The organism is Kluyvera genomosp. 3, assembly GCF_011765685.1.
Lineage (GTDB): Bacteria > Pseudomonadota > Gammaproteobacteria > Enterobacterales > Enterobacteriaceae > Kluyvera > Kluyvera georgiana_A.
In genome coordinates this window covers 1,971,561-1,998,389 of record NZ_CP050321.1, presented here as the reverse complement: position 1 = coordinate 1,998,389, position 26,829 = coordinate 1,971,561, and the positions used below count along the sequence as shown (strand labels likewise).

Sequence of the window (26,829 nt, the reverse complement as noted above, 5' to 3'; positions counted from 1 at the left end):
TACTGACACGGCTACAGTAAAAGTATGCATCAAGGGATACCTTCCTATTTCTGCCAGTGCGGGCGTAGGGTTGGCAAAAATGCAAAGAGTCGTGGCATATGCATCACTGATTTATAAAACAACGTTTCTTTACAATCAAAAGCAGGGGCCAGAAATGCGAGCTCGCCACCAGAATCTGGCAGCGAGTGGAGGAATGTGTGGCGCTTAGCGGTAGTTAACGATGATTTGAATGCTTTTAACCTGTAGAGCGGGAATTAATCGCCCGCCACCAGGAATTTCCCAAATAAAACGAAACGGCTCAGCGGCGGAAACCTGATTGAACGCCATCGTGGTGCCGCTGAGGGCATCCAGCTCCGTACAGCGCGAAAGCGAACACAGACGCGTACGCAGTCCGGCAGGAATCGGCCCGTTGAGTTCATAGCGCCAGGCAACCAGCGTGGTTGCGCCCTGCACCGGTTGCGATGGTGACAGCGGGCGTGACGAGGCCGCCACACCACGATGGCTGAGCGTAATGCCAATATTGCTGGCCTGCCAGGCCCCCTCACCCGCCGCCTGCGCCAGACACGGCAGGAGGCAAAGCAGCGGAAGAAATCGCGGCATTATTTACCTCCAATTGTCGCGGTCATGCGGATATTACGGTTGTCGGAGAGTTCCATATTCGACAGCACCACCAGCTGCGGTAGGCTACGGCGCAGGAAGCGCGACAGCAGAGGACGCAGCGCGTGATTGACCAGCAGCACCGGCGGCGCGCCCAGCATCTCCTGACGCGCCAGCGCCTCCTGCGTCTGCGCCAGCAATCTGTCTGCCAGCCCTGGCTCCAGCCCGCCGCCGCCCTGCAACGCCTGCAGCAACAGGCGCTCCAGCGGCGTATCCAGCCCAATCACCTGCACCTCGTCGTTGCCCGGGAACCAGCGCTGGGTAATGGCCCGGCCCAGCGCCACACGCACCACCGAGGTCAGTTCGCCCGGGTCGGTCTGGATCGGCGCATGCTCCGCCAGCGTCTCGAGAATGGTGCGCATATCGCGAATCGGTACTTTCTCATCGAGCAGATTTTGTAGCACTTTGTGCAGCGTCGTCAGCGTGACTACGCCCGGCACTAAATCTTCGGTCAGTTTTGGCATTTCCTGGGTCACGCGATCCAGCAGCTGCTGTGCTTCCTGACGGCCAAACAGCTCCGAGGCATGCAGGCTGATTAAATGGTTCAGGTGTGTCGCCACCACCGTACTGGCTTCCACCACCGTAAAGCCCTGGATCTGCGCCTGCTCTTTTAACGCGCTCTCAATCCAGATAGCCTCCAGGCCAAACGCCGGATCGGTGGTCACCTCACCCGGCAAACTTCCCGCGGCAGTGCCGGGGTTAATCGCCAGCCAGCGCCCCGGATAGGCTTCGCCGCTGCCAATTTCCACGCCTTTGAGCAGAATACGGTACAGCGCCGGCGAAAGATCCATATTGTCGCGGATATGTACCACCGGCGGCAGGAAGCCCATCTCCTGGGCAAATTTCTTACGGATGCTGCGAATACGCCCCAGCAGCTCGCCGTCCTGCTGAAAATCGACCATCGGGATCAGACGGTAACCCACCTCCATCCCCAACGTATCTTCCAGCTGCACGTCGCTCCAGGTGGCTTCAACGGCCTGTGAACTGCTCTCCGGCACGTTCACCGGCTGTGGTTGCTCCGGCGCTTTCATTTCGCGTCCGCGAATCCACCATGCCAGCCCCAGCAGCGCCGCGGTAAACAGCAGGAATACCAGGTTCGGCATTCCCGGCACCAGCCCCAGCAGCCCGAGTACCCCGGCGCTGAGCAGCATCACGCGCGGGTTGCTGAACAGCTGCCCCACCATCTGCTCGCCGACATCCTGCTCAGTGCTGACGCGCGTCACAATAACACCCGCGGCGGTTGAGATAACCAGCGCCGGAATCTGGGCTACCAGGCCATCACCGATGGTCAGCAGCGTATAGGATTCCGCCGCTTTGCCGAGATCCAGCCCGTGCTGCAATACGCCCACCAGCAGACCGCCGATGACGTTAATCACCATAATCAGGATCCCGGCGATCGCATCGCCGCGCACGAACTTACTGGCGCCGTCCATTGAACCGTAGAAGTCGGCTTCCTGAGTCACTTCGGCGCGACGCTTCTTGGCCTCGTCTTCGCCAATAATTCCGGCGTTGAGATCGGCGTCAATCGCCATCTGTTTACCCGGCATCCCGTCCAGCACGAAGCGCGCGCCCACTTCGGCGATACGACCCGCACCTTTGGTGATAACCATAAAGTTGATGATCACGAGGATGATAAACACCACGATACCGATGGCGAAGTTACCGCCCACGAGGAAGTGGCCGAAGGCTTCCACCACCTTCCCCGCCGCCGCGCCGCCGGTATGCCCTTCCATCAGAATGATACGGGTGGAGGCGACGTTCAACGCCAGGCGCAGTAACGTGGTGAACAGCAGAATGGTTGGGAAAGCGGCAAATTCCAGCGTGCGCTGGGTGAACATTGCCACCAACAACACCATGATGGAAAGTGCGATATTAAAGGTGAACAGCAGATCGAGGACGAAAGCCGGCAACGGCAGCACCATCATCGACAGAATCAGCAGGATCAGCACCGGCCCGGCAAGCACCTGCCACTGGGTAGATTTCAGGTTGCCGGGGAGACGCAGCATTGCGACAAGATTAGCCATCAGAGTCCTTCTCGTTCAAAAAATCCAGTGCCTCAGGCACCGGTATGTTATCCGGTTTTTTCGGCGGCACGCCGCCGGCCAGTCGCCAACGCTTCAGTTGCCATACCCACGCCAGCACTTCCGCGACCGCCGCGTACAGCTGGCCGGGGATCTGCTGGCCGATATCGGCATGGCGATACAGCGCACGCGCCAGCGGGGGTGCTTCCAGCATCGGAATTCGGTTCTCTTCGCCAATTTCGCGAATGCGCAGCGCCACCAGGCCCGCGCCTTTTGCCACCACTTTCGGTGCGCTCATTTTGTTTTCGTCATACTGCAACGCCACCGAGTAGTGAGTCGGGTTATTCACGATAACGTCGGCCTTCGGCACGTCCGCCATCATGCGACGCCGCGCCGCCGCACGCTGCATCTGGCGAATACGCCCTTTCACGTGCGGGTCGCCTTCGCTCTGTTTGAATTCATCGCGGATGTCCTGGCGCGACATGCGCAGCTTTTTCAGATGGCTGTGGATTTGCCAGAAGACGTCGAACCCGACCATCGGAATAATGCCCAGCGCCACCAGCAGCGCGCACAGTCCGACCATGTTCAGCGCGTTACCCATCGCCGACAGCGGCGACTCGCTGACCAGCCGCATCATCTGCGGCCAGTGCATCCACAGGAAAAAACCCGCCACGGAGCCCATCAGCACCGCTTTCATAATGGCTTTGGTGAGCTCTGCCGCGGTTTGCGCGGAGAACATACGTTTAATACCGGGCAATGGGTTAAGTTTGTCGAGCTTGAAAGCGAGCGATTTAGTACTGAATACCAGCCCGCCGAGCATCATCGGCGCCACCAGCGCCACCGTCACCACGCCGACAATCAGCGGCAGCAGCGCCAGCATGGCCTCTTTGAGCAGCAGAATAATTTGCCCAAGGATCAGATTAGGATCGCTGACGATGCTGTGGTCAAAGCGCAGCCCGCCAGAAAGAAGATTGGCCAATCGACGGGCGAGAGACTCCCCGCCCAGCCAGAGCACGCAAACGCCCACCAGCAGCATCAGCAGCGATGTCAGTTCGCGGGAACGCGGAATTTGCCCCTCTTCGCGCGCTTTTTCAAGCCGTTGGGGTGTGGGGTCTTCTGTTTTGTCGTCGTCGTCGCTTTCTTCTGCCACGGCTTCACTCTCGCAAATACGGTCGCGAGTATTATCGCGAGAAGCGCGTTTGCCAATGCGCAGAATAAAGGAATGAAAAGGAAGGAATTCGACCGTTAACCGGGGAGAGAATGGCGATGGCCGCCCCATGAGGGAACAGCCATGTGCCAGAGGTTAGTCGGGAAAACGCAGTGCAGCCCGGCAAAATCTGCGCAGAGGGATCAGAAGCCCAGGCTATCGAGCAGATCGTCCACCTGATCCTGGCTGGCGACGACGCCCGCTTTGGAGGTATCGACCTGCGGCCCGTTGAGCAGGCTGTCATTTTCACGTTTTGGCCGCGATCCCTGATCCGGAATATTCTCCAGAAGCACCATCAGCAGCTGGCGTTCAATCTCCTGAATCACATCCATCATGCGCTTGATAACCTGACCGGTGAGGTCCTGGAAATCCTGCGCCATCATGATTTCAAGCAGCTGCGCATTGGTGAAACTGGTATGCCCCGGCACGTCGCCAAGGTATTTACGCGTATCGCTCACCAGTTCGCGGGCGTCGGCCAGCTCGATCGGATTTTCAAACCACGCATCCCAGCGTTGTGTCAGCGCTTTCGCGCCTTTTTCCATTTCATCCTGATGCGGCTGAGAGGCTTCAACACTGTTGAGCGCACGCTCAGCGGCCTGCGCGGTCATTTGCACCACGTAGTCGAGACGGTCGCGCGCATCGGGAATCGCCTCCGCCGCTTCCGCAATGGCTTGATCCAACCCCAGTTCGCGCAGGCTATCGCGCAGCATGCGGGTCAGATTGCCGATGCGGCTAATAATGTCCGCGGCGGAGTGTTCATCGCCGGGCTTAATAGAAGAATGCATCATGACTGTCACCTCACATGCCCAGTTTCTCGAAGATTTTATTCAGCTTCTCTTCCAGCGTCGCGGCGGTGAACGGTTTCACCACGTACCCGCTGGCACCGGCCTGCGCAGCAGCAATGATGTTCTCTTTCTTCGCTTCCGCAGTCACCATTAACACCGGCATGGCCGCCATCGCGCCGTCAGCGCGGATGGTTTTCAGCAGTTCCAGACCGTCCATGTTTGGCATGTTCCAGTCAGAAATCACGAAGCCAAACCCGCCTGCCTGCAATTTGTTTAACGCGTCAACGCCGTCTTCCGCTTCTTCAACGTTGTTAAATCCCAGTTCCTTTAACAGGTTGCGTACGATGCGACGCATGGTGGAAAAGTCATCCACAACCAAAAACTTAAGCTCTTTATCCGCCATAAAATAATTCTCCTGATCAAATACGTATTGCCTGTCCGGCACTGATTTTCGCCAGCATCTGCTGGCTTACCTGGCTAAGATCGACCACTTCGCTGACGCCACCGGTATTGATGGCCTCGCGCGGCATGCCGAACACCACACAACTGGCTTCATTCTGCGCGATGGTCCAGGCACCGGCCTGGTACATCGCGTGCATCCCGGCCGCACCGTCGTTGCCCATGCCGGTGAGGATCACCCCCACGGCATTGCGCCCCGCGTGCTTCGCGACCGAATGAAACAGCACATCAACCGACGGGCGATGGCGATTAACCGGCGGCCCGTCGTGAATCTTGATTTGATAGTTCGCGCCGCTACGCGCCAGCTCCATATGCTTGTCGCCTGGCGCGATGTAGGCATGGCCCGGCAGCACACGCTCGCCGTCTTCCGCCTCTTTCACCGTAATCTGGCACAGCTTGTTGAGGCGCTCGGCAAACGAACGGGTAAAGCCCGGCGGCATATGCTGGGTTATCAGCAGCGCGGGGCTGGAGAGCGGCAGCGGCTGCAGCACGTGGCGAATCGCCTCCGTGCCGCCGGTAGAGGCGCCGATAGCAATCAGCTTCTCAGAGCTGAGCAGCGGGCCGGCTTTTAGCGTCACCGGCGCGGCTAATGGCTTATGGGCGCTAATGCGCGCGCGGGAGGCGGCGCGCACTTTATCGGCAATGGTTTCGCTGTAGGCCAGCATCCCTTCACGAATGCCCAGCTGCGGCTTGGTGACAAAGTCCACCGCGCCCAGCTCCAGCGCGCGCAACGTCACCTCCGACCCTTTGCCGGTCAGCGAGGAGACCATCACCACCGGCATCGGCCGCAGGCGCATCAGCTTCTCGAGAAAATCGAGGCCGTCCATGCGCGGCATTTCCACGTCCAGCGTCAGCACATCTGGATTGAATTTTTTAATCAGGTCGCGAGCCACCAGCGGATCCGGCGCAGTCGCCACCATCTCCATGTCATCGTGGCTATTAATAATCTCCGTCATGATCTGGCGCATCAGCGCCGAATCATCTACCGACAAGACTCTGATTTTACTCATGCTCTTCCCTTACTTAGCGCATAGACCGTCTGGCCGCGCAGGCTGAACTCACGGGCAAGATGGCTAAAGTTTTCCGAATGCCCGGCAAACAGCAGCCCGTCGGGTTTCAGCAGGGGCACAAAGCGCTTGAGGATCTCCTGCTGTGTGGTTTTATCGAAATAGATCATTACGTTACGGCAAAAGATAGCGTCAAATGGCCCGGGAACGTTGTAGTGCGCATTCAGCAGGTTCAGCGTGGTGAAATCCACATAGTTCGCCAGCTCGTTACGCACCCGCACCAGCCCCTCGTGCGGGCCGGTTCCGCGCATGAAATAGCGCTGCAACTGCTGCTGGGAGAGCGTTTTCAACTCTTCCATGCGATAAATGCCGTTTTGCGCCTTTTCCAGTACTTCGGTATCAATATCGCTGGCAAACACCTTCCAGCGACCCGGCGCAGTGCCCAGGGTATCGGCCAGGGTAATGGCGATGGAATACGGCTCTTCCCCCGTCGACGCCGCGGCGCTCCAGACCCGGTACTCACCCTGCCGGCGCGCAGCATGCTCCGCCAGCGTCGGAAAATGGTGCGCCTCGCGGAAGAACGCCGTCAGGTTGGTGGTCAGCGAATTGATAAACGCCTGCCACTCCGCGCTGTCGCCGTTGGCCTCCAGTTGGCTGAGATAATGGCCAAAATCATCAATATTCAGCGCCCGCAGGCGCCGAACCAGTCGGTTGTAAACCATGTCACGTTTGTGATCTGCCAGCACGATTCCGGCGCGCTGGTAGATCAGTTGGCAGATCCGACGAAACTGCGCGTCGGTGAGCGTCAGGCGCTGCGTCAGCTGGCTCAGTAATTGCGATTGCCCATTTGGCAGAGATACAGTCATAGCGCCTTCTTACATCACATCATTCAGGAAACAGCAGGTACTGCGGCCAGCGAGACGTTTTCACGCCCGGCGGCCACCTTCACTTCTTCGAGTTCAAACACAGAGACCACAGAGGTTAAGCGATCGGCCTGGCCTGCCAACTGTTCAGTGGCGGCAGCCCCTTCTTCCACCAGCGCGGCGTTCTGTTGTGTCACCTGGTCCATCTGGCTGACGGCCAGCGCGACCTGTTCAATGCCCCGGCGCTGCTCATCAGAGGCGGAGGCGATTTCCCCCATGATGTCGTTCACCCGGGTAACCGACTGGACAATCTCGCTCATGGTGCTGGCGGAGGTTTCGACCAGCGCCGATCCTTCCTGTACGCGGGCCACCGACTCTTCGATCAGCACTTTGATCTCTTTTGCCGCCTGGGCGCTGCGGCTGGCGAGGTTACGCACTTCACCGGCCACTACCGCAAACCCGCGCCCCTGCTCGCCCGCACGCGCTGCTTCCACGGCGGCGTTGAGCGCCAGGATATTGGTCTGGAAGGCAATGCCGTCGATGACGCTGATAATGTCGCTGATTTTCTTCGAACTGGTGGCGATATTCTGCATCGTCTGCGCCACGTGGTTGGCCTGTTCGCCCCCACGTTTAGCGGTGTCCGCCGCGCCGTGGGCCAGGTTAGAAGCCTGACGCGCGTTGTCGGCGTTCTGACTGACGGTTGCGGTTAACTGCTCCATGCTCGCCGCGGTTTGCGCCAGCGACGCCGCCTGCTGTTCCGTACGGGAAGAAAGGTCGTTGTTGCCAGCGGCAATTTCCGAAATCCCGGTGTGCATCGCAAAACTGCCCTGGCGCACTTCGCCTACCGTTTTACGCAGAGATTGCTGCATCGACTTCAGCCCGGCGAAAATGGCGCTGATTTCATTTTTACCGTACACCGCAATTGGCCGCGCCAGATTGCCTTTGGCAATGCTGTCAAAATGGCTGCTGATAATGGCCAGCGGTTTGACCACCATATGGCGCACCCACCACAATGCCACGAGGGTAATCGCCACGGAGATAATCACCATCGCGATAAACATCATCGTGGAACGCGCATAGTCGCTCTGGCTTTCGCTTTTCGCCGCCGCCACATAGTGCTCAATATTCTTGCGCCAGCTTTCATAGTTGGCATCGAACTGGTCCTGCGTTTTCTGCACGGGTGCCGCGACATATTCAGACAGCTGATTGTTTTCCAGCCAGGCGACCTGATGCGCCAGCATCTCGTGCCAGGTGGTAAAACTTTTCGCCGTCTGTTCTTGCAGCGCCTTATCGCTCTCGCTCATCAGTTGCAGCGCCATAAAGCCCTGAAACAGCGCCTCGCCTTGCGAAAGGTTCTGCTTCACGTCGTCAACCATGGCCCGCACTTCATTAGGCGGATAGCTCAGCGCCGCCAGCGTACCGGCTTTGTTGAGCATGGTGCTGGCCTGGAGCATGGCCGCTCGCGATTCCGTGAGCGTGCTTAGCTGCTGGCTGCTCTGATCCACCTGATAAATATTGTTTTGTCCGTCGCGAAACGCCCAAAAAGAGAGTCCGTTACTGCCAATCTGCAAAATGCCGCAGAGAATCAAAATCAGAAACAACGTGGTAGAGATTCGAATACGATAAAGCATCACCACACTCCTGGAGGCGGCCCTGGACCGCAGATAAAATTAGAAGGTTTCCCAGTTAGAATCAGAGGTTCGATTGGCGGCGGGCGCCTGGCGAGGTCTCGCCAGCGTTGCTGCCGGTACAGATGTCGTCGCTCTATTTCCTGAGGCGACGTTCAATCGGAATGCCGCGACGGCCTGGTTCAGGCGTTCGGCTTGTTCTTCCAGCGCGGCGGCGGCAGAGGCAGACTCTTCCACCAGCGAGGCGTTTTGTTGGGTGACGCTGTCCATCTCCGCAACGGCGATGGCGACCTGATCGATCCCGCGGCTCTGTTCGTCAGAAGCCGAAGCGATTTCCCCCATAATGTCGGTGACGCGGGTCACAGCATTGACGATATCGGTCATCGTTTCCCCCGCGGTTTCAACCTGCACGGAGCCGGTTTCAACGCGCGCCACGGAGTCTTCAATCAGCGCTTTAATCTCTTTCGCCGCCTGAGCGCTGCGGCTTGCCAGATTACGCACTTCGCCGGCCACCACCGCGAACCCACGCCCCTGTTCCCCGGCGCGTGCGGCTTCCACGGCGGCGTTCAGCGCCAGAATATTGGTCTGGAAAGCAATGCCATCAATAACGCCGGTAATATCGGAAATTTTCTGCGAGCTGGCGGCAATCTCGTGCATGGTATTCACCACGCCATTCACCACGCTGCCGCCATGTTGCGCGGTGTCGGATGCGCGCTGCGCCAGCTGTGACGCCTGACGTGCGTTTTCGGCATTCTGCTTCACCGTGGCAGTCAGTTGCTCCATGCTGGCCGCCGTCTCTTCCAGCGACGCCGACTGCTGCTCGGTACGCGCGGAAAGGTCGTTATTGCCGGCGGCGATTTCGCTGGTGCCGTGATAGATAGCCTCTGCCCCTTCACGTACATGAGTGACGGTATCAATCAGCGCGCTTTGCATATGGGTGACCGTATCGGCCAGTTCGGTAATTTCGTTTCGTCCGCGCAGCGTCAGGCGTTGAGTTAAATCACCGGCGGCAATCTGGCGAATGTGCGCCATCACGGAGGCCAGCGGCTTAAGCAGAATCGCGCGGATGCCAAACCAGGCGCCGACGACCACGATCACCAGCACCACCGCCAGAATCGCCAGCTGCCAGCGGGCAATCTGGTAGTCGCTGCTGCTGGTGGTAAAGGCGCGCTGATAGAGCGCTTCACTTTGCGTGGCGTATTGATTCATCGCCTCGCCCATGGCGTTCTGCATGCCTTGCGTCGGTTGGGCAAAATAGGCGTCCATATTGCCGCCTTCCAGGAACCCCACCAGCTCCTGTAACGCCGCGGAATAGTTTTGATAGGTCTTCGTCACCTGGGCGCTGGCATCATTCATCGCCGGCTGCGAGGGAAGTTCGCTAAAGCGCGCAAAGTGTTCTGCCGCCTGGGTTAGCGTGGTGCGTGCATTTTTCAGCAATTCCGTTTTGGCGCTGCTTTGCTGGTTAGCGGTGTCCATCATCATCCGCGCCGAAGAGCGGCTGAGGTTGATGCGGGTTTGCAGCAGCAGATCCCACGCTTTGGTGAGTTCGGCTTGTTGCGTACGAAGCGTGTTAGATTGCGCAAAACTCTGTTGGTTTTGATGCAGCGAGGAGAACAAAAAGCCCCCGGAGACCAACTGCAAAAGTGCGAAGACGACCAGCACCAACATCAGCAGCGTGACAACGCGGATACGGTTTAACATACAGCACCTTCTCAATAACGTGTTATTCGCTGTTATCGGCATCCCAAAAAGAAACTTTATGTGCACGCAGGGTAAAAATCGTGAGCGTTCTCAGGCAGCAAAACGACGGTGCGTGTGACCCACTGAATCACAACGCTTTTTATAAAATATAAAAAAAGTTGTAAATCCCCTCACTTTCATACAATTTATGTGGTGAATAAATTGATGGTATTTAATAACTAAAAAATCATTTTCTTCATCGCAGGGCTTTTTCGTAATCTGACGGGGTATTTTTGTGGCAAACGCAAATAAGCTCACGATTTTTATCGTGATTTTCATGCTGGCGGGGATTCTCACCGGCGCAATGATCCATTCCTATGCATCAGCAACCACCATCGAAGTATGGTCTGGTAACATCACTCTTCTCACCGATATATTCCTCCGGCTAATCAAAATGGTCATCGCGCCGTTGGTGTTCAGCACCTTAACGGTGGGGATCATGAAGCTGGGTGAAACCTCGACGATTGGCCGTGTTGGCGGTAAAGCGATGGTGTGGTTTATCAGCTCTTCGGTGCTGTCGATTCTGGTGGGCCTGTTTATCGTCACCCTGCAACAGCCGGGGGCGGGTCTGAATCTGACCGTGCCAAAAGACGCGGTCGATACCGGTCTGGCGGTCAGCGGCATGAGTCTGAAGGGCTTCCTTTCACATACCATCCCGACCAGTATCGTCGGCGCGATGGCGAATAACGAAATTCTGCAGATTGTGGTCTTCTCAATGTTCTTCGGCATCGGCGGGGCTTCGCTGGGACAGAAATTCAACGCGCCGTTAGTGGCCGCGCTGGATGTGGTCTCGCATATCATGCTGAAAGTCACCGGCTACGTGATGTACGTTGCGCCGCTGGCTATTTTTGCCGCCATCTCCTCGGTTATCGCCACCGAAGGGCTGGGGATCCTGCTGAACTACGCTTCATTTATTGGCGGCTATTACGTGGCAATTCTGTTGACCTGCTGCGTGCTGGTGGCCATTGGCTATATGGTGCTGAAGAAAGAAGTCTTCCGTCTGCTCAGCATGCTCAAAGACCCGGTGCTGGTGGCGTTTACCACCAGCAGCTCCGAAGCGGCCTATCCGAAAACCCTTGAACAGCTGACCCAATTTGGTTGCTCGCGCAACATCGTCTCCTTCGTGTTGCCGATTGGTTACTCCTTTAATCTGGTGGGTTCGATGGTGTACTGCTCCTTTGCATCCATGTTTATTGCACAGGCCTACAATATCCACCTTGGCTTCTCTGAGATTGCGGTCCTGATGCTGACGCTGATGCTGGCATCCAAAGGGATTGCCGGGGTGCCGCGTTCAGCGCTGGTGGTGCTGGCAGCGACCATTCCGAGCTTTAATATTCCGGTTGCGGGTATCCTGCTGCTGATGGGCATTGACCACTTCCTCGATATGGGCCGTTCGGCGATTAACGTTCTGGGTAACGGCGTCGCGACGGCGATGCTGTCGCAGAACGAGGGCGAGCTGGCGCAGGAAGCTCCCGAAGTCGTACAGCAGAATATGTAAACGACAGGGCGACATAAAAAATAAAAGAAAAGCCAGACCTCCGGGTCTGGCTAAATAGGAAATAAACCTGCCATTATCGCCGCGAAGCACTCCCCCTCCCCACAGCGACATCAACACAATAGTAACAAGAGCAAATGAAAAGTACGGCCCCCACCCCACTGGCATAAGATGGGGGTTTACAGCATTTAGATAAAGATACGCAGGCCTACCGCAGCCAGGTGATCGGAGACGTTATAAGAATCATCGGTATTCCCGCTGGCTTTCTCATAGCCGTATTCGATATAGGTGACGGCGTTTTTACCCAACCAGTAGTCAGTACCCAGCGTGGTGGACTGGAAGTGCTGTCCGTCCATCGCATCGCCGCCTTCGGTCCAGTCAAAGTTAGCGTAAACGCTCCACTCCGGCGTAATTTTGAACTGAGAAGCATATTCCAGGCCCAGGATAGTTTCCTGATCGTCGGTGGCGTTGCTGGTGCCGCTGACCGCCGCGTGAACATCGTCAACTTTGTTGATGTAGTAAGTCGCCTGCGCGGCGTTATACCAGGTGAAGCCGTCAAAATTAGCTGTGTACTTGGCATTTAAGCCCATCGAGTAGGTGTTACCATCGTATGACGGGCCGGTGACGTTGGTGACCGGTACGGTACCCATTGGGTTACCATTCTGGTCGTAATAGGTCATATTGGTCGTCGTTGTCCCCTGGTTAACCGTATAATTGTTGTACGCTGCCGCACCGGAAACAGAGAAGCCATTGTCAAAGCGATACTGCGCCGCCAGCGCCGCACCGCCGTGAACGGTGGCAGAACCGTCATGGTAAGCATCGTGCATATCCGGGCCGTCGCCATAACCGCTACCGAAGCCAATTTTATCTACATCATCATTACCCTGGCCCATTACGCCGACGGTAAATTCTTTGGTGTTGTAGTAATAGATAGCCGCTGAGTTAATAATATCCGTCGACATCCCGGCGGTATCGTGTTTGGCCTTACCGCCGTAAGCATAAGTGGTATCAATACCCAGCCCCCAGTCTGTTGGCGCATACTGTTTACCAAATGTGATTACACCATATTCATCATTGCCCAGCCCGGCGTACGCCTGACGGGTATAGACATCATTGCCCTGATCGTCAGTGGCGGAATCCAGACCGTGAATACCGGTTTCGTAATAACCTACCGCATAATAACCTTTGTCATTAATTTTCTGCCGTAATGCGACGCCCAGACGCGAGTCATTATTCTGAATATTATGTTCTACGCTATGCGCGGAATCGTCCTTCGCATACAAACGTACGGAACCCATAATGGAGACCGCCGTATCATCGCTTTTATAGACCATTTCCCCTTTGGTTTGCGTCGCCGTATACGCCGGAGAGGCAAAGTCGCCGCTGCTTGCCAGAGCACAAGCTGGTGCACCTACCGCCGCAGTAATAGCCAGAGCGATAATAGAGGGTTTAATCATTACTTTTTTTACGCGCATAGAAATCCCTTAACCTAATATTTAAGTTCGTTTTTTTGACTGCTTTAATTTAGTAAGTCGGGAAAACAAATTATTTCCACGAGCAGATATTAATGACAGAACGATTTTATTTTCTATGCGTAAAAATAAAAAATAAGAGAGCGATCACTAAGAATTATTTTCTTTCATCCTTTCACAAGATGTTTTAAAAACAACAAAAACAATCATTGTTTAATTCAAATTATTAGCGATTTACTTATTTTTTGAAATAAAGTGTTTCTTAATATTTAAATTAAACCATTAAGATTTAACTAAGAAACATTAATGAATGTTAAAAACAGCATTTATCAATCCTGTTTTTAACACAATTTTATCATAGCAGGCTAATTTATCGGATAAGCTGGCAGATTAAACATTAACTACCTTTATTTAAAATAAAGGCATATTCTCTTTTTCTCATTAGAATATACGCATGAAAAATCGTTCCAATAATTATATTGATTTTAGTGATGTAATTTTCAAAATAACAGAAAAAGAGGATGCGAAAGGAAAAAAGAAAGACGTGAAAAATGTTATCTGTGCACGCAGTTATCGCACATTTCTTTCATTTTCTTATTTTAATAAAAAAGAATTTGCGTTAGCGGCTATTTGAAATACAGGCCCGACGTCGTACGCCGCCGGGCCGACGTTCATCATGCCGCGTGGTTAGCTGCGCTATCCAGCAGGGCCATCTCTTCGCTATTCAGCAGCTTTTCGATATTGACCAGAATCAGCATCCGGTCGCCCAACGCGCCAAGCCCGGTGAGATATTCCGTAGACAGCGTTACGGCAAACTCGGGTGCCGGACGAATCTGCTCCGCCGCCAGCGACAGCACATCGGAAACGCCGTCAACCACGATCCCGACGACGCGCTGACCGAGGTTCAGTACGATCACCACGGTGTTGTCGTTGTACTCAACGTCCTGCTGGCTGAACTTCACCCGCAGATCGACAATCGGCACGATCACGCCGCGCAGATTGGTGACACCTTTAATAAAGGCTGGCGTGTTGGCAATGCGTGTGACCTGGTCGTAACCCCGAATCTCCTGCACCTTCAGGATATCGATACCGTACTCTTCGTTGCCCAGGGTAAATACCAGAAATTCCTGACCTGTCGGTTCTCCCGCCAGCTTTGTTACATTCGTCATACCGGTCATGTTTTCTACCTTTTTTCTGCGTTTCAGGCGGCTGTGTTCGCCAGACGTTTATCACGATTCAGTCCCTGCAGGGCGGAGACGTCAACAATCAGCGCGACGCTACCGTCGCCAAGAATGGTCGCCGCCGAGATGCCCGGCACTTTGCGATAGTTGCTTTCCAGGTTTTTCACCACCACCTGGTGCTGACCAATCAGTTGATCGACCAACAGCGCATAGCGACGACCCGCGCTTTGCAGGATGACCACAATGCCCTGCGTGGCCTCGGTTTTCGCGCCCTGTACATCGAAAGCTTTCCACAGCTCCACCAGCGGCAAATATTCGCCGCGTACTTCCAGTACACGTTCGCCGCCCGCCAGCGGATGCAGATCTTCTTCACGCGGCTGCAAAGACTCCATCACCGCGTTGAGCGGCAGGATAAAGACCTCTTCGCTAACCTTCACCGACATGCCATCAAGAATCGCCAGCGTCAGCGGCAGCAGAATGCGGATCGTCGTCCCGGCCCCCTGCTTCGATTGAATTTCAACGTGGCCGCCCATCTCCTGAATATTTCGTTTGACCACGTCCATACCCACGCCACGCCCGGAAACGTCGGTCACCTGCTCGGCGGTGGAGAAGCCTGGCGCAAAGATCAGCATGCCGACCTCTTCATCCGTCATGCTTTCATTCACGGCCATCCCCTGCGACACGGCTTTCGCCAGAATACGTTCGCGGTTCAGCCCCGCGCCATCGTCAGTGACTTCGATACAGATATTGCCCCCCTGATGTTCCGCAGAGAGAATCAGGTTGCCCACGGCGGATTTCCCGGCCGCCAGACGCGTTTCCGGTAGCTCAATACCATGATCCAGGCTATTGCGCACCAGGTGAGTCAGCGGGTCAATAATGCGTTCAATCAGGCTCTTGTCCAGTTCAGTGGAGCTGCCCATCAGCGTCAGCTCCACCTGCTTGCCAAGCTTACCCGCCAGATCGCGTACCAGACGCGGGAAGCGGCTAAAGACATATTCCATCGGCATCATACGGATGGACATCACCGATTCCTGCAGGTCACGCGCATTGCGCTGAAGCTGGCCCATGCTGGTGATCAGATCGCCATGCGAGACCGGGTCCAGCGCGTTGGAACGCTGGGCCAGCATCGACTGAGTAATGACCAGCTCGCCAACCAGGTTAATCAACTGGTCGACCTTCTCAACCGCCACGCGGATACTGGTAGATTCATTGCTGCGCGCTGCCGGTTTTTCACGCTCTACGCGGGGTGCCGTCTGGCTTGCTGCAACGGCCGGCGCCGCCGGGGCGACAACCGGCAGTTCGACGATCTCTTCGGCTTCGGCTATTTCCACCAGCGCAGGCTCAGTGGCCGCGGCAACGGTGGTGAACGCTATCTGGTCGGCCTCGATCACGAAACACAGCACGGCGACGATATCGTCCTGATCCACGCTACCGTCGAGCACCGCGGTGAGACTATCGGCCGTTTTGTTGACCTGGCTCAGCGTCGCCAGATTGCCCAGCTCCTCTTCCAGCATATCGGGTTCACCGGCCTTCAGCCGCGACAGCGTGATCTGGGTTTTGCCGGCGGCGGCGGTATCGATCCCAACCGTCTCGGTCTGCATACTGTTGTCGACCACGCTCAGGCGGGCGCTTGCGGCCACCGGTGGGACGCTTTCGCCTTTCGCCTCCAGCGCCAGTTGCCGCAGGGCGTTGCAGATATATTCGAAGCTGGCAGCATCCGGTTCGCTGGAGCTTTTATAGGCGTCGAGCTGTTCCTGCATAATATCTTTGGTTTCCAAAAACAGGTTGATAATATCGGTGTTGAGCTTCATCTCCCCACGGCGTGCCTCATCCAGCAGGTTCTCCATCAGATGCGTCGTTTCCTGCAGCACGGAGAAGCCGAAGGTGCCCGCCCCGCCCTTGATCGAGTGTGCCGCGCGGAAGATCGCGTTCAGCTGTTCAGCGTCAGGGTCATCCACCGCCAGATCCAGCAGATGCTGTTCCATATCGGCCAACAGCTCGTCGGCCTCATCAAAAAATGTTTGATAAAAATCGCTGATATCCATGCTCACGCAATCACCTCGAGTCGGGTTGTGGCGCCGTAGTACCTGATGCAGACGGTGAGGTCGTCGGCGACGGTAATACGCTTAAAGGTTCATTCTGGCTCTCGGCATTCTCATGGAGAATGGCCTGCTCAGCCTGGTTATTCAGCACCAGCAGGCTGATGCGACGGTTAATCGCATCATTGCCGCCGTGCTCTGATAAGCGCATCGAGTTTGACATCCCAATTACGCGTAAAACTTTGCCATCGTCCAGCCCGCCGGCCACCAGTTCGCGGCGCGAGGCGTTGGCGCGATCCGCCGACAGCTCCCAGTTACTGTAGCCACGCTCACCGGTGGCATATGGGTAGTCGTCAGTGTGGCCGGCCAGACTGACCTTATTGGGAATTTCATTCAGTACTGGCGCGATGGCGCGCAGGATATCGCGCATGTAGGGTTCCACTTCCGCGCTGCCAGTTTTAAACATCGGTCGGTTCTGGCTGTCGATAATCTGAATGCGCAGCCCTTCCTGTACGAGGTCAATCTTCAGGTGCGGACGCAGCGCGCGCAGCTTTGGGTCAGCCTCAATCAGCTGGTCCAGTTCGCCACGAATACGTTTCAGGCGGTTGGTTTCCATCCGTTTTTTCAGGTCGTCAATATTTGGCTGCTTGTGTACTTCGCCCTGCTGCTGGGTGACATCATCCCCGCCGCCGGGAATCGGACTCTCGCTGTTCGCCATCCGCTGGCCTCCGGTGATCGCGGTGGCCAGCGGCGTACGGAAGTACTCCGCTATCTGAATCAGCTCTTTCGGGCTGGAGATGGAGATCAGCCACATCACCAGGAAGAACGCCATCATTGCCGTCATAAAGTCGGCATAGGCAATCTTCCACGAGCCATGGGCGCTGCCGTGAGATTTATGTTTGCGCCGCTTAACGACGACAATAGGATGCGCTTGGTTCTTCATGCGTCCTCGGTGGTCGTTTGCTGTTGCCCCGCCGGGTTACGCACCGCGCGGACGTGCTCTTCCAGCTCGATAAACGACGGGCGTTCGCTGGTGTAAAGCGTTTTACGGCCAAATTCGACGGCGATAGGCGGCGCGTAGCCGTTGAGGTTAGACAGCAGCGTAATTTTGACGCACTGCATCATCTTGGTCGTTTCCGCGCTCTTTTGACGCAGCACGCTCGCGAGCGGTGAGACGAAACCATAGGCCAGCAGGATCCCGAGGAAGGTACCGACCATCGCGTGGGCAATCAGCGCGCCCAGTTCTGCCGCCGGACGGTCGGCTGATCCTAAGGCGTGCACCACGCCCATGACCGCCGCAACAATACCAAACGCCGGCAGTGAGTCGCCCACCAGCGCCAGACTGTTGGCTGGCACTTCGCTTTCACTTTCGTGGGTTTCGATCTCTTCATCCATCAACGCTTCAATTTCGAAGGTGTTCATGTTGCCGCTGATGATCAGGCGCAGGTAATCGACGATAAATTCCAGCATCACGGTATCCGCGAGAATGCGCGGATAGCTGGCGAAAATTTCGCTCTCTTTCGGATTCTCGATATCGCGCTCGAGCGAAAACATCCCCTGCTGACGTGACTTGGCCATCAGGCGATAGAGCAGCGCCAGCAAATCCATATACATCGTTTTGGTGTACTTTGAACGCCGGAACAGTAAAGGCAATGCTTTCAGGGTGCCCTTAATCGCCTTGCCGTTGTTTCCCACGATGAAAGCGCCAACCCCCGCCCCGCCGATAATAACCAGCTCGGCCGGTTGATACAGTGCTCCAAGGTGTCCGCCAGTCATCATATAACCGCCGAAAACTGTCCCCAAAACAACCAGGTAACCTATTAAGATCAGCACGCTATCATCCTTCCACTGTTGACTAAGAGAGGAGACAGATGAGCAATTTCACCCACACGCAGGTAAAAAAAAGCAGCGGCCATAATGGCCGCTGCTGGAGTGTTTTCGTCACACCGTGTGGGGTTAAACAGCTTGCTCTATCTGTTCATCCAGCAGTTGTGGATTACTATCGGCAAGATCCTCAGAAAGTTTACGTCTTTTTACGGCTCGTGATGGCGGTTGGCATAAGCTGCATACAAAGCTACCAACGGGCTGGTGAGCGTGAGTCACAAAGTTACCGCCACAGGCGTTGCAACTGGAGAGTTCAAGCATGCCGCTTTCGACGAAACGGACTAACGTCCACGCGCGCGTCAGGGCCAACAGCGGCCCGGCATCCTGCTGCGGACACTGCTCAAGGTAAAGACGATAAGCCTTGATCACCGCATCAACGCCGGAACATTGCCCACTTTTGAGTAAGAACTGCCAGGCATTACAGAACATGGAAGAGTGAATATTCTGCTCCCAGGTCATAAACCAGTCCGTGGAGAACGGTAGCATCCCCTTCGGCGGCGGGCTGCCGCGAAGTTCTTTGTAGAGCTTAATCAGGCGACCACGACTCAGCTGTGTTTCGCTTTCCAGCATTTGCAAACGCGCGCCCAGGGTAATCAGCTCCATAGCAAGCTGAATATCGCGCGCTTCCTGAACAATGCTTTTTTCGCTCATGATCAGGCCCTTTTCTTACGGGCAGGTTCGCCTGTATGACTGGCCTGATTCAGCAGTCGTGTGGAGAGCAGAATACCGGTGTGAATTTGCTGTAAATCGTCAACGCGTGACTCCTGCGTCAGACGGGTGATGGTTTGGGAGTCATCAAAACGGAACTGACAAACCAACTGATTGGTTTCGGCCAGTTTAACCATCTGCGGGAGCGTCAGTTCCCCGAGGACTTTCGCCATATCCTCGTTGATACCGAGGCGGAACATGGCTGAAGCCTTATCCTGACCGATCAAACGCTGTGCAAGAAGCAAGTAAGACAAGTTGATGTCATAGATGTGCTTTAGCAACTCGGATGTATGCATTTTCCCCATCCCGAATAACCAATTTGTACTTTTATGCGGAAAATCCGCATACCCCGTGATGTCGTCGGGCAAGGCCCGATAAAAAAGAATCGGTCAAAATGCATAGCCGATTAGGTGAATCTCATGCCCCATCGCCGGGCAACGTTTTGAACGCACGGCCCGACAAATCTAAACATTTCTTACAATTTACTAAGATTTTTCCTAATTCGACGCAACTTTACTCGCCAGATGTGACACATACAATGTTACTTCACTGTTAATTTGAAATTTATGTGATCTCCATCACAAAATCAAACCGTATTTTTACACTGTATCCATCAGTCATAGTTGTATTTTGAGCAATAAATAACCATTTAAAACGTTGTTTTATTCCTGTCTGGCGGATATTCATTCACCGAAACTATCCAATAACGATCGACGGTGGGCAACTTTACTTGAGACAAGTGCGAAAAAATTATCACAGATCATAGTTTCATCTAATATATAAAATTCATCGTAAATTCAATAAATTGAAACATCGAATCATTTGCAGTATATTCATTTGCATATTATTTACTTTCCATTAACATTAATTCAGCAAAAATTAAATGTTTATTCGCCATATTGATTACATGATATATTCAGCATTGCTTATGCAATCTGTACAATAATTACGCAATTATTCGCATAAAAAAAACTTATGTATCAGGTTAAGTTATAGACAGATTTATTCTGTGTTCCCCTTGCAGGGTTGAGGCAAAAAGAGTAAGAGAATAAAAAGAGAGTACGTATTATTGGAGCAAGGAGGTCTGATGTCTTACTCACATCTCTTGGTGGCCGTCGCGCCCACCCCGGAAAGCCAGGCCCTGCTACGGAAAGCTGTCGCCATCGCGCGGCCCCTCAACGCGCGTATCAGCCTTATCACCCTGTCGACCGACCCGGAAATGTACAATCACCTCGCAGCCCCGATGATGGAAAACCTGCGAGAGCTGATGCAAGAAGAAACCCTACAGTTTCTGCAAACGCTGGCTGATACCACCGACTATCCCATCTGGAAAAGCCAAATCGCCTGCGGTGAACTGGGCGAACATATCAAAGCATTCAGTAAAAAATACGCGGTCGACCTGGTGATTTGCGGTAACCATAACCAAAGTTTCTTTTCCCGTGCGACCTGCTCGGCAAAAAGCATTGTGGGAAACAGCGGTGTGGATGTTTTGCTTGTGACGTTGTAACAATGCCGTTGAGAAAAGCCAAAAACCGGGAGAACGTCCATTCCCCCGGGTAATGTTGAATGACTTCGGCGAGCAGACAGCGCTACACGCTGCGTTTAGCTTTCTGTTTGTAACGGTCGAAGATCACCGCCGCCAGCAGAATCAACCCGCGCACCACATACTGCGAGAACGGAGAGATATTGAGCAGGTTCATCGCATTCTCCACGGTGCCTAAAATCAGAATCCCGGCGACCACGTACGAGATCTTACCAATCCCGCCTTTCAGCGAGACGCCGCCCAACACGCAGGCGGAGATAACGATCAGCTCATAACCAATCGACGTCATTGGCTGTCCGCTGGTCATACGCGAGGCAAGAATGATCCCCGCAGCAGCGGACACCAGGCCGGAGAGCACAAAGATAATAATCTTGGTGCGTACCACCGGAACCCCCGCCAGCCGAGCGGCCTCTTCGTTGCCGCCAATCGCCAGCGTGTTACGGCCAAAGGTGGTTTTGTTGAGCAGCAGGCCGAAAATAATCAGGCAACCCACCGTCAGCCAGATAGGTGCCGGCAGGCCCAGCCAGTTGGCGTAGCCCAGGGTGAAGAAACGCTCGTCCTCAATCCCTACCGCCTTACCATCAGAGATGATATAGGCCAACCCGCGCACGATCTGCATAGTGGCAAGCGTGGTGATCAGCGCGTTTATCTTAAGACGGGCAATCACAAAGCCGTTAACCAGTCCGCTTACCGCCCCGAGCAATAGTCCGGCAAATACGCCAATCCATAGATTTTCAGTGACGTTTATCACCACCGCGGTAGTGACGCCCGCACAGGCAATCACCGAGGCAACCGACAGATCAAAATCACCGGACGCCAGGCAGAACAGCATCCCGCAAGCCACCATCCCCGACATCGAAATGGCCAGCCCAAGCCCCTTCATATTGATAAAGGTGGCAAAGTTCGGAACAAAGATCGCACAGCAGATAAACAGCGCGGCGAAGACCACCAGCATTCCGTACTGATCCCAGATACGGCTAAAGCTCAGCGACGAGCGGCGGGCGCCAGGCGTAGTAACAGTTGACATCATAACCTCCTAACTCAGGCAACGGCCTGACTGACTTTTGGCATCGCCAGGCTTAACGCCTGTTGTTCATTGGCGCTCTCGTGCAGCAACTCGCCGGAGATCTCCCCTTCACGCATCACCACAATACGGTCGGCAACGCCCAGCACTTCCGGTAGGTCGCTGGAGGCAAACAGCACCGCGACGCCGGACGACGCCAGCGCATAAATCACGTTGTAGATTTCATGCTTTGCCCCTACGTCGATACCCCGGGTGGGCTCATCAAGCAGAATCACCTTCATGTCTTCTGACAGCCAACGCCCGAGAATCGCCTTTTGTTGATTTCCCCCGGAGAGGTTCATGATCAATTGCTGAGCGCCCGGCGTTTTGATGTTGAGAGCCTGAATGTGATGGTCGGCGTTAGTGGCCTCCCAATCGTTGTTGATGAGACACCCCGCATGGATATGCTTGCGGCGGGCGCTAATATTGATATTGTCACGCACGGAATGGACCGGGATGATCCCCTCAGCTTTACGATCTTCGGGGCACAGCATCATCCCCGCGCGAATCGCCTGCGCCGGTTTGTCGATAGTGACTCGCTCACCGTCGATGAAAATCTCACCGCCGGTTATTTTCGTCCCGCCGAAGATCCCCTTCATTAGCTCGCTACGTCCGGCACCCACCAGGCCAAACAGCCCCACGATTTCACCGCTGCGAACGGTCAGCGAAATCGGCGTGCGCACGCCCGGCGCTTTCACCTGCGATAGACGCAGACGCTCTTCACCGTACTGACGCGGCTGCCAGCCATAGATATCGCCAATGTCACGCCCCACCATCGCCTGCACCAGGCGATCGTGGCTCACCTCCATCATGTCGGCAAAGGTGCAGACATAGCGGCCGTCTTTAAACACGGTGATGGCATCGCTCAGCGCGAAGATCTCTTCCATGCGGTGAGACACATAGATGATCACTCGCCCCTCTTTGCGCAGCTCACGGATGACCCGGAACAGGTTGTCTATCTCGCGCGCGGAAAGTGAACTGGTTGGTTCATCAAAAGCGATGACCTTGGCGTTACGCGCCAGCGCCTTGGCAATTTCGACCATCTGCCATTGGCCAATCGACAGATACTTCAGCGGCGTATCGGGATCGATGTCCAACCCCAGATGTTCAAGCTGGATACGCGCTTCATAGTTCAGCAGTTTGCGGTTAACAATACCGCTGCGACTCGGCAATTGGCCAAGATAGATATTTTCCGCCACGGTCATTTCCGGGACGAGATGCAGTTCCTGGTAAATAATCGCGATACCCGCGTTCAGCGCCGCAGTGGTATCCGCAAAAGAAATCTCTTCTCCGCGCAGCGCCAGCGTGCCGGACGTTGGGGCATAGTTACCGCTAAGAATTTTCAGCAGCGTCGACTTGCCCGCACCGTTCTCGCCCATCAGCGCATGTACCTGGCCGCTATAGCAATCAAAGCTAATATCGGACAGCGCCTTTACGCCGGGGAAAGTTTTGCTGATACCGCGGAAAGAGAGATAAGGGGTAGACTGTTGCATCGCAACCTCCACAATGACACGATCCTTCTCCTCCCGCCTGGCGGGAGGAGAACCAACAGGACTCAGAGGCCTTTTTTCGCCAGCTCTTCTTTGAAGTTGTCGCGGGTAATCAGCACGACATCCGTCACCGCAGTAAATTTCGGTGGCTCAGCGCCTTTCTCCACCCAGTTGTAGAGCAGCTCGCTGGTTTTGTAGCCGTGAATGTCTGGGCTCGGCAGCAGCGAGCCAAAGAAGCCGGTAGCCTGCGCTTTTGACAGTTCGTTCACCGCATCCACGCCGTTAATGCCGATACCGATGACGTTAGCCGCTTTGAACCCCTGACCTTCCGTTGCGCGTACGCCGCCGAGCACGGTGTTGTCGTTCATGCCAACAACCAGCCACTGCTTCACTTCCGGATGCTGTACTAACAGCGAGTTACCGGCATCGAACGCGCCGGGGATATCATTCGATTTGGTGGGCACCTGATAAATCTGCTTTTCCGGGAAACCGGCAGCCTTCAGCGCGTCCATAGAACCCGACGTACGGCGGCGCGCGGTATCCAGTTCGTTGGCGGTAATGGCCATCACTCCGGTGGTTTTCACGTCCCAGCCGCGTTTTTGCATCTCCTTATACAGCTCCTGCCCCTGGCGCGCGCCAATTTCGCTCGCCGCCATCATCACCAGCGGCACATCTTCCATCGGTTTGCCTTTGGCATTGACGAACTGATCATCGACGGTGATGACCTTCATGTCGTAGCCGCGCGCTTTCGCCACGATAGCGGGCCCTAATTTTGGATCTGGCGTACAAATAACAAAACCTTTGGCACCACTGGCCGCCAGGCTATCAATAGCATTGAGGGTTTTCTCACCGTCCGGAACGGCAATTTTAATCACATCAAAACCAAGGTCTTTGCCGGCTTTATCGGCAAATTTCCATTCCGTCTGGAACCAGGGTTCTTCCGGTTGTTTTACTAAAAAACCAAGCTTTAAATTCTCGGCCATAGCCGATTGTGACATAACCGCCGCCAGCCCGATGGCCGCCAGCGCTTTCGTAAATTTGTGCATGGTTAACTCCAGCCTTAATGTTCTTTTATGTAGGGAAAATCAGACAAACCATTTAAATCGGACATAAAACAAAGTATTAGCTGCACAATTAACAGCGTTAACTATGTTGAAACATTAATAGCCAGGAATTAACCATTCAGAAGAGAGCGCCATCACACCCCTGAATTACAGTAAGGTGATGCATAGATTCAGCAGATAAGTACATATAAAAAACGCGAATTGTCAGACAATTCGCGCAGAGAGAATAGCTTATTTATCTATATCCTCAGCGAAGATATACCTTTCTCTGAGGTGGCCGATTAATTACCAGCGGTAATAGATATGATCGGCGTGGTCGCGCACCGGCGCTTCATCGCCCAGCAGACGTGCCGCGACGGTAAAGGCAAAGTCAAAGACATGACCGAATCCTTTACCGCTAATCAGATTGCCGTCTTCAACCACCGGCGCATCAACGTATTCCCCGTTTTTCACGTCCTGCCACAGATCCCCGGAGCAGACATAGCGACGGCCTTTCAGCAGATCATTGCCGGCCAGCACGCGCGCAGCGGCTGAGCAGATTGGGCAGATCAGTTTGCCCGCGGCATCATGCGCGGCCACAAAATTAATCACGTCTTTATTCGCCGCCAGATTCACGCTCCCCTGCGGGCCACCCGGCAGGACGACAGCGTCGTACAGGGTATCAAGACGTTCTGCCAGCGTGGCGTCAGCCACCATCGGGATATCGTGATAACTCACCACCGCGCGTGACTCAGCGCACGACACCAGCTCAACACCAATATGCAGACGGCGCAGGATATCGATAGTGACAATCGCTTCCCCTTCTTCAAAACCCGGGGCCAGCAGTACAGCAACCTGTTTCATTTTAACTCCTGTAAATTCATATAAACGAATCCCTCCTGGTGACGAATGGGGAAGGATTTGGCGTACTCGTCATGACGCGAACATAATCCTCTTGCCGGCCATTATCAAAAATGATCTAAAACAAATTTGCCATCATTCTAATTTTGGGGAGCCGACATATATCATGATATATAAATAAGAATTATTATTCGCGATGCACTATTGATAGCAAATAATACGTAACGCGCCTATCTGAGCCATCGTTATCCGGTTAAAAATCAGAGTTAGATCACACTTCCCGATGTACGTAATGCAACATAGAATTCGTATGTTAACAAAGCCTTACGCAGAGTATGCTGGAAAGTTACATTCTCTATAATTCATAGGGTTACGAAAATAATATTTTGCGAATTAAGATATTAGCAATATAGGTTGTAACGAAACGTAAAAAGCGGCTCATGAGAGTTTTCTTATACCAAAACTAAGAGTATTCTTTTTTCTGAACACAAGAGGAATTATATCTTTTGTTCATGGTTGAAGACTACGAGTAATATGTAGTTACACTCCAACGCGTAAATAGCGCATGGTTAGCGGCTATTAAGATACTATGCGGTATCACGCGTATCGTTCCTACCAGTAATAAGGATATTTGTATGGCAGTTCCAGGAATGGTTCAAAAGCTTAATGCTCAGATGAATCTCGAATTTTATGCATCTAATCATTATTTGCGTTTGAGCGAGTGGTGCTCAGAACATCGACTGAATGGTACCGCGACGTTTTTACGTTCTCGGGCACAATCCAGCGTAACGCAAATGATGCGTGTGTTCGATTATATGAAAAAATCTGGCGCTTATCCGGTCGTGAAAGCTTTTGAAACCCAAGAAGATAAGTGCGCAACCCTCGAAGATCTTTTCCTGAAAACCATTGAAGATCACGCGCAGCGCAGCTCTACGCTGTCTGAGTTGACTGAACAGGCAAAAGTGCTTCATGACGATAACACCCTGAGTTTCCTCAACGCACTGGAAGAAGAGCAGGAACAGGATGGTATCTTGCTGAAGACCATTCTGGATGAAGTGCGCAGCGCGCGTAAAGCGGGCCTCTGCATCCAGCAAACGGACCAGCATCTGCTGAACATCGTTAACCAACAGCAGCATTAATTACGCAACAAGGGCGGCCATGGCCGCCCTTGTTCTTTCTGTACTTAGTCCTGAGGACGTCAATTCCGGATCAGTGCGTCGCATCCTGTGGCGTAAACTTCAGCTCAATCAGCGCAATCGCTTTCTGAATCGCCCGCAACGTTACCGGATCGGCCCCCGCCGGATGAGTGGTAAAGTCAATCGCTTTCAGCTGGGTAGCCATCTTTTCACGAACTTCAACTGGCGCGATAACATCGATAACGTCGAGGATCTGTTTGATAACGAGTTGGCAGGCGACAACGTCGGAAACCAGTTCATCGTTCGGGGTGAGGTTCTGAGACATTTTTTGCTCCTGTTTTGCGGAGCGTAATAGTAACCTACTTTTGCTGAAGATAAAAAAAACCTGCCGCAGCAGGTTTTTTTATCAGAACATAGCGCCTGGCGGTACGTCTTTGAAAGTCTTGCAATAGTTCTCGAACATGCTTTTGAGGATTTTACGCATGCGCTGTTTCATGTTGATGCTCCGGTTTTTGTTATGCAGGTGTTATTGTCTTTAGGTACATAA

26 protein-coding genes are annotated in these 26,829 nt (G+C 54.2%); 4 read left to right on the top strand and 22 right to left on the bottom strand.

What is annotated here, in order from left to right:
- Positions 1-204: 204 nt before the first annotated feature.
- The 9 genes from GY169_RS09280 to tar form a co-directional block, all read right to left on the bottom strand.
- Entirely contained in the window at positions 205-600 is a 396-nt protein-coding gene (locus tag GY169_RS09280; RefSeq protein ID WP_167575556.1) for a flagellar protein FlhE, read from the bottom strand.
- Positions 600-2,681: a flagellar biosynthesis protein FlhA gene (gene flhA, locus GY169_RS09275; RefSeq protein ID WP_064544660.1), complete on the bottom strand. Its 2,082-nt coding sequence runs from the start codon at positions 2,679-2,681 to the stop codon at positions 600-602. Before flhA ends, GY169_RS09280 begins: the two co-directional genes overlap by 1 nt.
- Entirely contained in the window at positions 2,674-3,828 is a 1,155-nt protein-coding gene (flhB, locus tag GY169_RS09270) for a flagellar biosynthesis protein FlhB (RefSeq protein ID WP_163449521.1), read from the bottom strand. The genes flhA and flhB overlap by 8 nt, the downstream gene beginning before the upstream one ends.
- 200 nt (positions 3,829-4,028) lie before the next feature.
- Positions 4,029-4,673 carry a protein phosphatase CheZ gene (gene cheZ, locus GY169_RS09265; RefSeq protein ID WP_163449515.1) on the bottom strand — a complete coding sequence of 215 codons (645 nt, stop codon included), beginning with the start codon at positions 4,671-4,673 and terminating at the stop codon, positions 4,029-4,031.
- Positions 4,674-4,683: 10 nt separating this feature from the next.
- Positions 4,684-5,073, bottom strand: a complete 390-nt coding sequence (gene cheY, locus GY169_RS09260; RefSeq protein ID WP_024552273.1) for a chemotaxis response regulator CheY — start codon at positions 5,071-5,073, stop codon at positions 4,684-4,686.
- A 16-nt stretch (positions 5,074-5,089) separates the two neighbouring features.
- Positions 5,090-6,139, bottom strand: coding sequence for a chemotaxis response regulator protein-glutamate methylesterase (locus GY169_RS09255; RefSeq protein ID WP_064544649.1), 1,050 nt, complete (start codon positions 6,137-6,139; stop codon positions 5,090-5,092).
- Positions 6,136-7,002: a protein-glutamate O-methyltransferase CheR gene (cheR, locus tag GY169_RS09250; protein ID WP_167575555.1), complete on the bottom strand. Its 867-nt coding sequence runs from the start codon at positions 7,000-7,002 to the stop codon at positions 6,136-6,138. Before cheR ends, GY169_RS09255 begins: the two co-directional genes overlap by 4 nt.
- Positions 7,003-7,025: 23 nt before the next feature.
- Positions 7,026-8,630 (bottom strand): methyl-accepting chemotaxis protein, encoded by a 1,605-nt coding sequence (locus tag GY169_RS09245; RefSeq protein WP_163449517.1) that lies wholly within the window; start codon positions 8,628-8,630, stop codon positions 7,026-7,028.
- Between the two features lie 39 nt (positions 8,631-8,669).
- Positions 8,670-10,328 (bottom strand): methyl-accepting chemotaxis protein II, encoded by a 1,659-nt coding sequence (tar, locus tag GY169_RS09240; protein WP_167575554.1) that lies wholly within the window; start codon positions 10,326-10,328, stop codon positions 8,670-8,672.
- A 274-nt stretch (positions 10,329-10,602) separates the two neighbouring features.
- Here tar and GY169_RS09235 point away from each other — a divergent pair, with 274 nt between their 5' ends.
- A complete protein-coding gene (locus tag GY169_RS09235; RefSeq protein ID WP_163449519.1) occupies positions 10,603-11,865 on the top strand; it encodes a dicarboxylate/amino acid:cation symporter in 1,263 nt (420 codons plus the stop codon).
- Positions 11,866-12,050: 185 nt separating this feature from the next.
- Here GY169_RS09235 and GY169_RS09230 read toward each other — a convergent pair whose 3' ends face one another.
- Entirely contained in the window at positions 12,051-13,337 is a 1,287-nt protein-coding gene (locus GY169_RS09230; RefSeq protein WP_163449520.1) for a porin, read from the bottom strand.
- 451 nt (positions 13,338-13,788) lie between these two features.
- On the opposite strand from GY169_RS09230, the gene GY169_RS09225 reads away from it, so the two are divergent.
- The gene (locus tag GY169_RS09225; RefSeq protein WP_167575553.1) at positions 13,789-13,968 is read left to right on the top strand and encodes a hypothetical protein; all 180 of its coding nucleotides are present in this window, start codon (positions 13,789-13,791) and stop codon (positions 13,966-13,968) included.
- A 40-nt stretch (positions 13,969-14,008) separates the two neighbouring features.
- Here the strand turns inward: GY169_RS09225 and cheW are convergent, their stop codons facing one another.
- The 6 genes from cheW to flhD all read right to left on the bottom strand — a co-directional run bounded on the left by cheW (position 14,009) and on the right by flhD (position 19,442).
- Positions 14,009-14,512, bottom strand: coding sequence for a chemotaxis protein CheW (cheW, locus tag GY169_RS09220; RefSeq protein ID WP_064544638.1), 504 nt, complete (start codon positions 14,510-14,512; stop codon positions 14,009-14,011).
- 23 nt (positions 14,513-14,535) lie between these two features.
- The gene (gene cheA / locus GY169_RS09215; RefSeq protein WP_167575552.1) at positions 14,536-16,566 is read right to left on the bottom strand and encodes a chemotaxis protein CheA; all 2,031 of its coding nucleotides are present in this window, start codon (positions 16,564-16,566) and stop codon (positions 14,536-14,538) included.
- Between the two features lie 4 nt (positions 16,567-16,570).
- Positions 16,571-17,497 (bottom strand): flagellar motor protein MotB, encoded by a 927-nt coding sequence (motB, locus tag GY169_RS09210; RefSeq protein ID WP_163448970.1) that lies wholly within the window; start codon positions 17,495-17,497, stop codon positions 16,571-16,573.
- Positions 17,494-18,387, bottom strand: coding sequence for a flagellar motor stator protein MotA (motA, locus tag GY169_RS09205; protein ID WP_064544632.1), 894 nt, complete (start codon positions 18,385-18,387; stop codon positions 17,494-17,496). Before motA ends, motB begins: the two co-directional genes overlap by 4 nt.
- Before the next feature lie 123 nt (positions 18,388-18,510).
- The gene (gene flhC, locus GY169_RS09200; protein WP_191091026.1) at positions 18,511-19,095 is read right to left on the bottom strand and encodes a flagellar transcriptional regulator FlhC; all 585 of its coding nucleotides are present in this window, start codon (positions 19,093-19,095) and stop codon (positions 18,511-18,513) included.
- Complete coding sequence (flhD, locus tag GY169_RS09195) at positions 19,092-19,442, bottom strand: flagellar transcriptional regulator FlhD (protein ID WP_163448972.1); 351 nt, start codon at positions 19,440-19,442, stop codon at positions 19,092-19,094. Before flhD ends, flhC begins: the two co-directional genes overlap by 4 nt.
- A gap of 791 nt (positions 19,443-20,233) precedes the next feature.
- Between flhD and uspC the strand changes: the two genes are divergently transcribed.
- Positions 20,234-20,653: a universal stress protein UspC gene (gene uspC, locus GY169_RS09190; RefSeq protein ID WP_163448973.1), complete on the top strand. Its 420-nt coding sequence runs from the start codon at positions 20,234-20,236 to the stop codon at positions 20,651-20,653.
- Between the two features lie 82 nt (positions 20,654-20,735).
- On the opposite strand, the gene araH is transcribed toward uspC, so the two are convergent.
- The 4 genes from araH to GY169_RS09170 form a co-directional block, all read right to left on the bottom strand.
- Positions 20,736-21,716, bottom strand: coding sequence for an L-arabinose ABC transporter permease AraH (gene araH, locus GY169_RS09185; protein WP_163448974.1), 981 nt, complete (start codon positions 21,714-21,716; stop codon positions 20,736-20,738).
- Between the two features lie 14 nt (positions 21,717-21,730).
- Entirely contained in the window at positions 21,731-23,245 is a 1,515-nt protein-coding gene (gene araG / locus GY169_RS09180; RefSeq protein ID WP_167575550.1) for an L-arabinose ABC transporter ATP-binding protein AraG, read from the bottom strand.
- Positions 23,246-23,307: 62 nt separating this feature from the next.
- The gene (locus GY169_RS09175) at positions 23,308-24,288 is read right to left on the bottom strand and encodes an arabinose ABC transporter substrate-binding protein (protein ID WP_163448976.1); all 981 of its coding nucleotides are present in this window, start codon (positions 24,286-24,288) and stop codon (positions 23,308-23,310) included.
- A gap of 303 nt (positions 24,289-24,591) precedes the next feature.
- Positions 24,592-25,149, bottom strand: a complete 558-nt coding sequence (locus tag GY169_RS09170) for a DJ-1/PfpI family protein (RefSeq protein WP_167575549.1) — start codon at positions 25,147-25,149, stop codon at positions 24,592-24,594.
- Positions 25,150-25,781: 632 nt separating this feature from the next.
- Here GY169_RS09170 and GY169_RS09165 point away from each other — a divergent pair.
- Positions 25,782-26,285 carry a non-heme ferritin-like protein gene (locus tag GY169_RS09165; protein ID WP_064544615.1) on the top strand — a complete coding sequence of 168 codons (504 nt, stop codon included), beginning with the start codon at positions 25,782-25,784 and terminating at the stop codon, positions 26,283-26,285.
- Positions 26,286-26,355: 70 nt separating this feature from the next.
- Here the strand turns inward: GY169_RS09165 and GY169_RS09160 are convergent, their stop codons facing one another.
- Together GY169_RS09160 and azuC are read right to left on the bottom strand one after the other, a co-directional pair.
- Positions 26,356-26,607: a DUF2766 family protein gene (locus GY169_RS09160; RefSeq protein ID WP_064544613.1), complete on the bottom strand. Its 252-nt coding sequence runs from the start codon at positions 26,605-26,607 to the stop codon at positions 26,356-26,358.
- Positions 26,608-26,688: 81 nt separating this feature from the next.
- Positions 26,689-26,778 (bottom strand): stress response protein AzuC, encoded by a 90-nt coding sequence (azuC, locus tag GY169_RS09155; protein WP_015963980.1) that lies wholly within the window; start codon positions 26,776-26,778, stop codon positions 26,689-26,691.
- Positions 26,779-26,829: the final 51 nt, after the last annotated feature.

What these genes read in the sequence shown, in the direction of transcription:
- GY169_RS09280 (WP_167575556.1), bottom strand. Translation starts at nt 600, where the DNA reads ATGCCGCGATTTCTTCCGCTGCTTTGCCTCCTGCCGTGTCTGGCGCAG.
- flhA (WP_064544660.1), bottom strand. Translation starts at nt 2,681, where the DNA reads ATGGCTAATCTTGTCGCAATGCTGCGTCTCCCCGGCAACCTGAAATCT.
- cheZ (WP_163449515.1), bottom strand. Translation starts at nt 4,673, where the DNA reads ATGATGCATTCTTCTATTAAGCCCGGCGATGAACACTCCGCCGCGGAC.
- cheY (WP_024552273.1), bottom strand. Translation starts at nt 5,073, where the DNA reads ATGGCGGATAAAGAGCTTAAGTTTTTGGTTGTGGATGACTTTTCCACC.
- GY169_RS09255 (WP_064544649.1), bottom strand. Translation starts at nt 6,139, where the DNA reads ATGAGTAAAATCAGAGTCTTGTCGGTAGATGATTCGGCGCTGATGCGC.
- cheR (WP_167575555.1), bottom strand. Translation starts at nt 7,002, where the DNA reads ATGACTGTATCTCTGCCAAATGGGCAATCGCAATTACTGAGCCAGCTG.
- GY169_RS09245 (WP_163449517.1), bottom strand. Translation starts at nt 8,630, where the DNA reads ATGCTTTATCGTATTCGAATCTCTACCACGTTGTTTCTGATTTTGATT.
- tar (WP_167575554.1), bottom strand. Translation starts at nt 10,328, where the DNA reads ATGTTAAACCGTATCCGCGTTGTCACGCTGCTGATGTTGGTGCTGGTC.
- GY169_RS09230 (WP_163449520.1), bottom strand. Translation starts at nt 13,337, where the DNA reads ATGCGCGTAAAAAAAGTAATGATTAAACCCTCTATTATCGCTCTGGCT.
- GY169_RS09225 (WP_167575553.1), top strand. Translation starts at nt 13,789, where the DNA reads ATGAAAAATCGTTCCAATAATTATATTGATTTTAGTGATGTAATTTTC.
- cheW (WP_064544638.1), bottom strand. Translation starts at nt 14,512, where the DNA reads ATGACCGGTATGACGAATGTAACAAAGCTGGCGGGAGAACCGACAGGT.
- motB (WP_163448970.1), bottom strand. Translation starts at nt 17,497, where the DNA reads ATGAAGAACCAAGCGCATCCTATTGTCGTCGTTAAGCGGCGCAAACAT.
- flhD (WP_163448972.1), bottom strand. Translation starts at nt 19,442, where the DNA reads ATGCATACATCCGAGTTGCTAAAGCACATCTATGACATCAACTTGTCT.
- uspC (WP_163448973.1), top strand. Translation starts at nt 20,234, where the DNA reads ATGTCTTACTCACATCTCTTGGTGGCCGTCGCGCCCACCCCGGAAAGC.
- araH (WP_163448974.1), bottom strand. Translation starts at nt 21,716, where the DNA reads ATGTCAACTGTTACTACGCCTGGCGCCCGCCGCTCGTCGCTGAGCTTT.
- araG (WP_167575550.1), bottom strand. Translation starts at nt 23,245, where the DNA reads ATGCAACAGTCTACCCCTTATCTCTCTTTCCGCGGTATCAGCAAAACT.
- GY169_RS09175 (WP_163448976.1), bottom strand. Translation starts at nt 24,288, where the DNA reads ATGCACAAATTTACGAAAGCGCTGGCGGCCATCGGGCTGGCGGCGGTT.
- GY169_RS09170 (WP_167575549.1), bottom strand. Translation starts at nt 25,149, where the DNA reads ATGAAACAGGTTGCTGTACTGCTGGCCCCGGGTTTTGAAGAAGGGGAA.
- GY169_RS09165 (WP_064544615.1), top strand. Translation starts at nt 25,782, where the DNA reads ATGGCAGTTCCAGGAATGGTTCAAAAGCTTAATGCTCAGATGAATCTC.
- GY169_RS09160 (WP_064544613.1), bottom strand. Translation starts at nt 26,607, where the DNA reads ATGTCTCAGAACCTCACCCCGAACGATGAACTGGTTTCCGACGTTGTC.
- azuC (WP_015963980.1), bottom strand. Translation starts at nt 26,778, where the DNA reads ATGAAACAGCGCATGCGTAAAATCCTCAAAAGCATGTTCGAGAACTAT.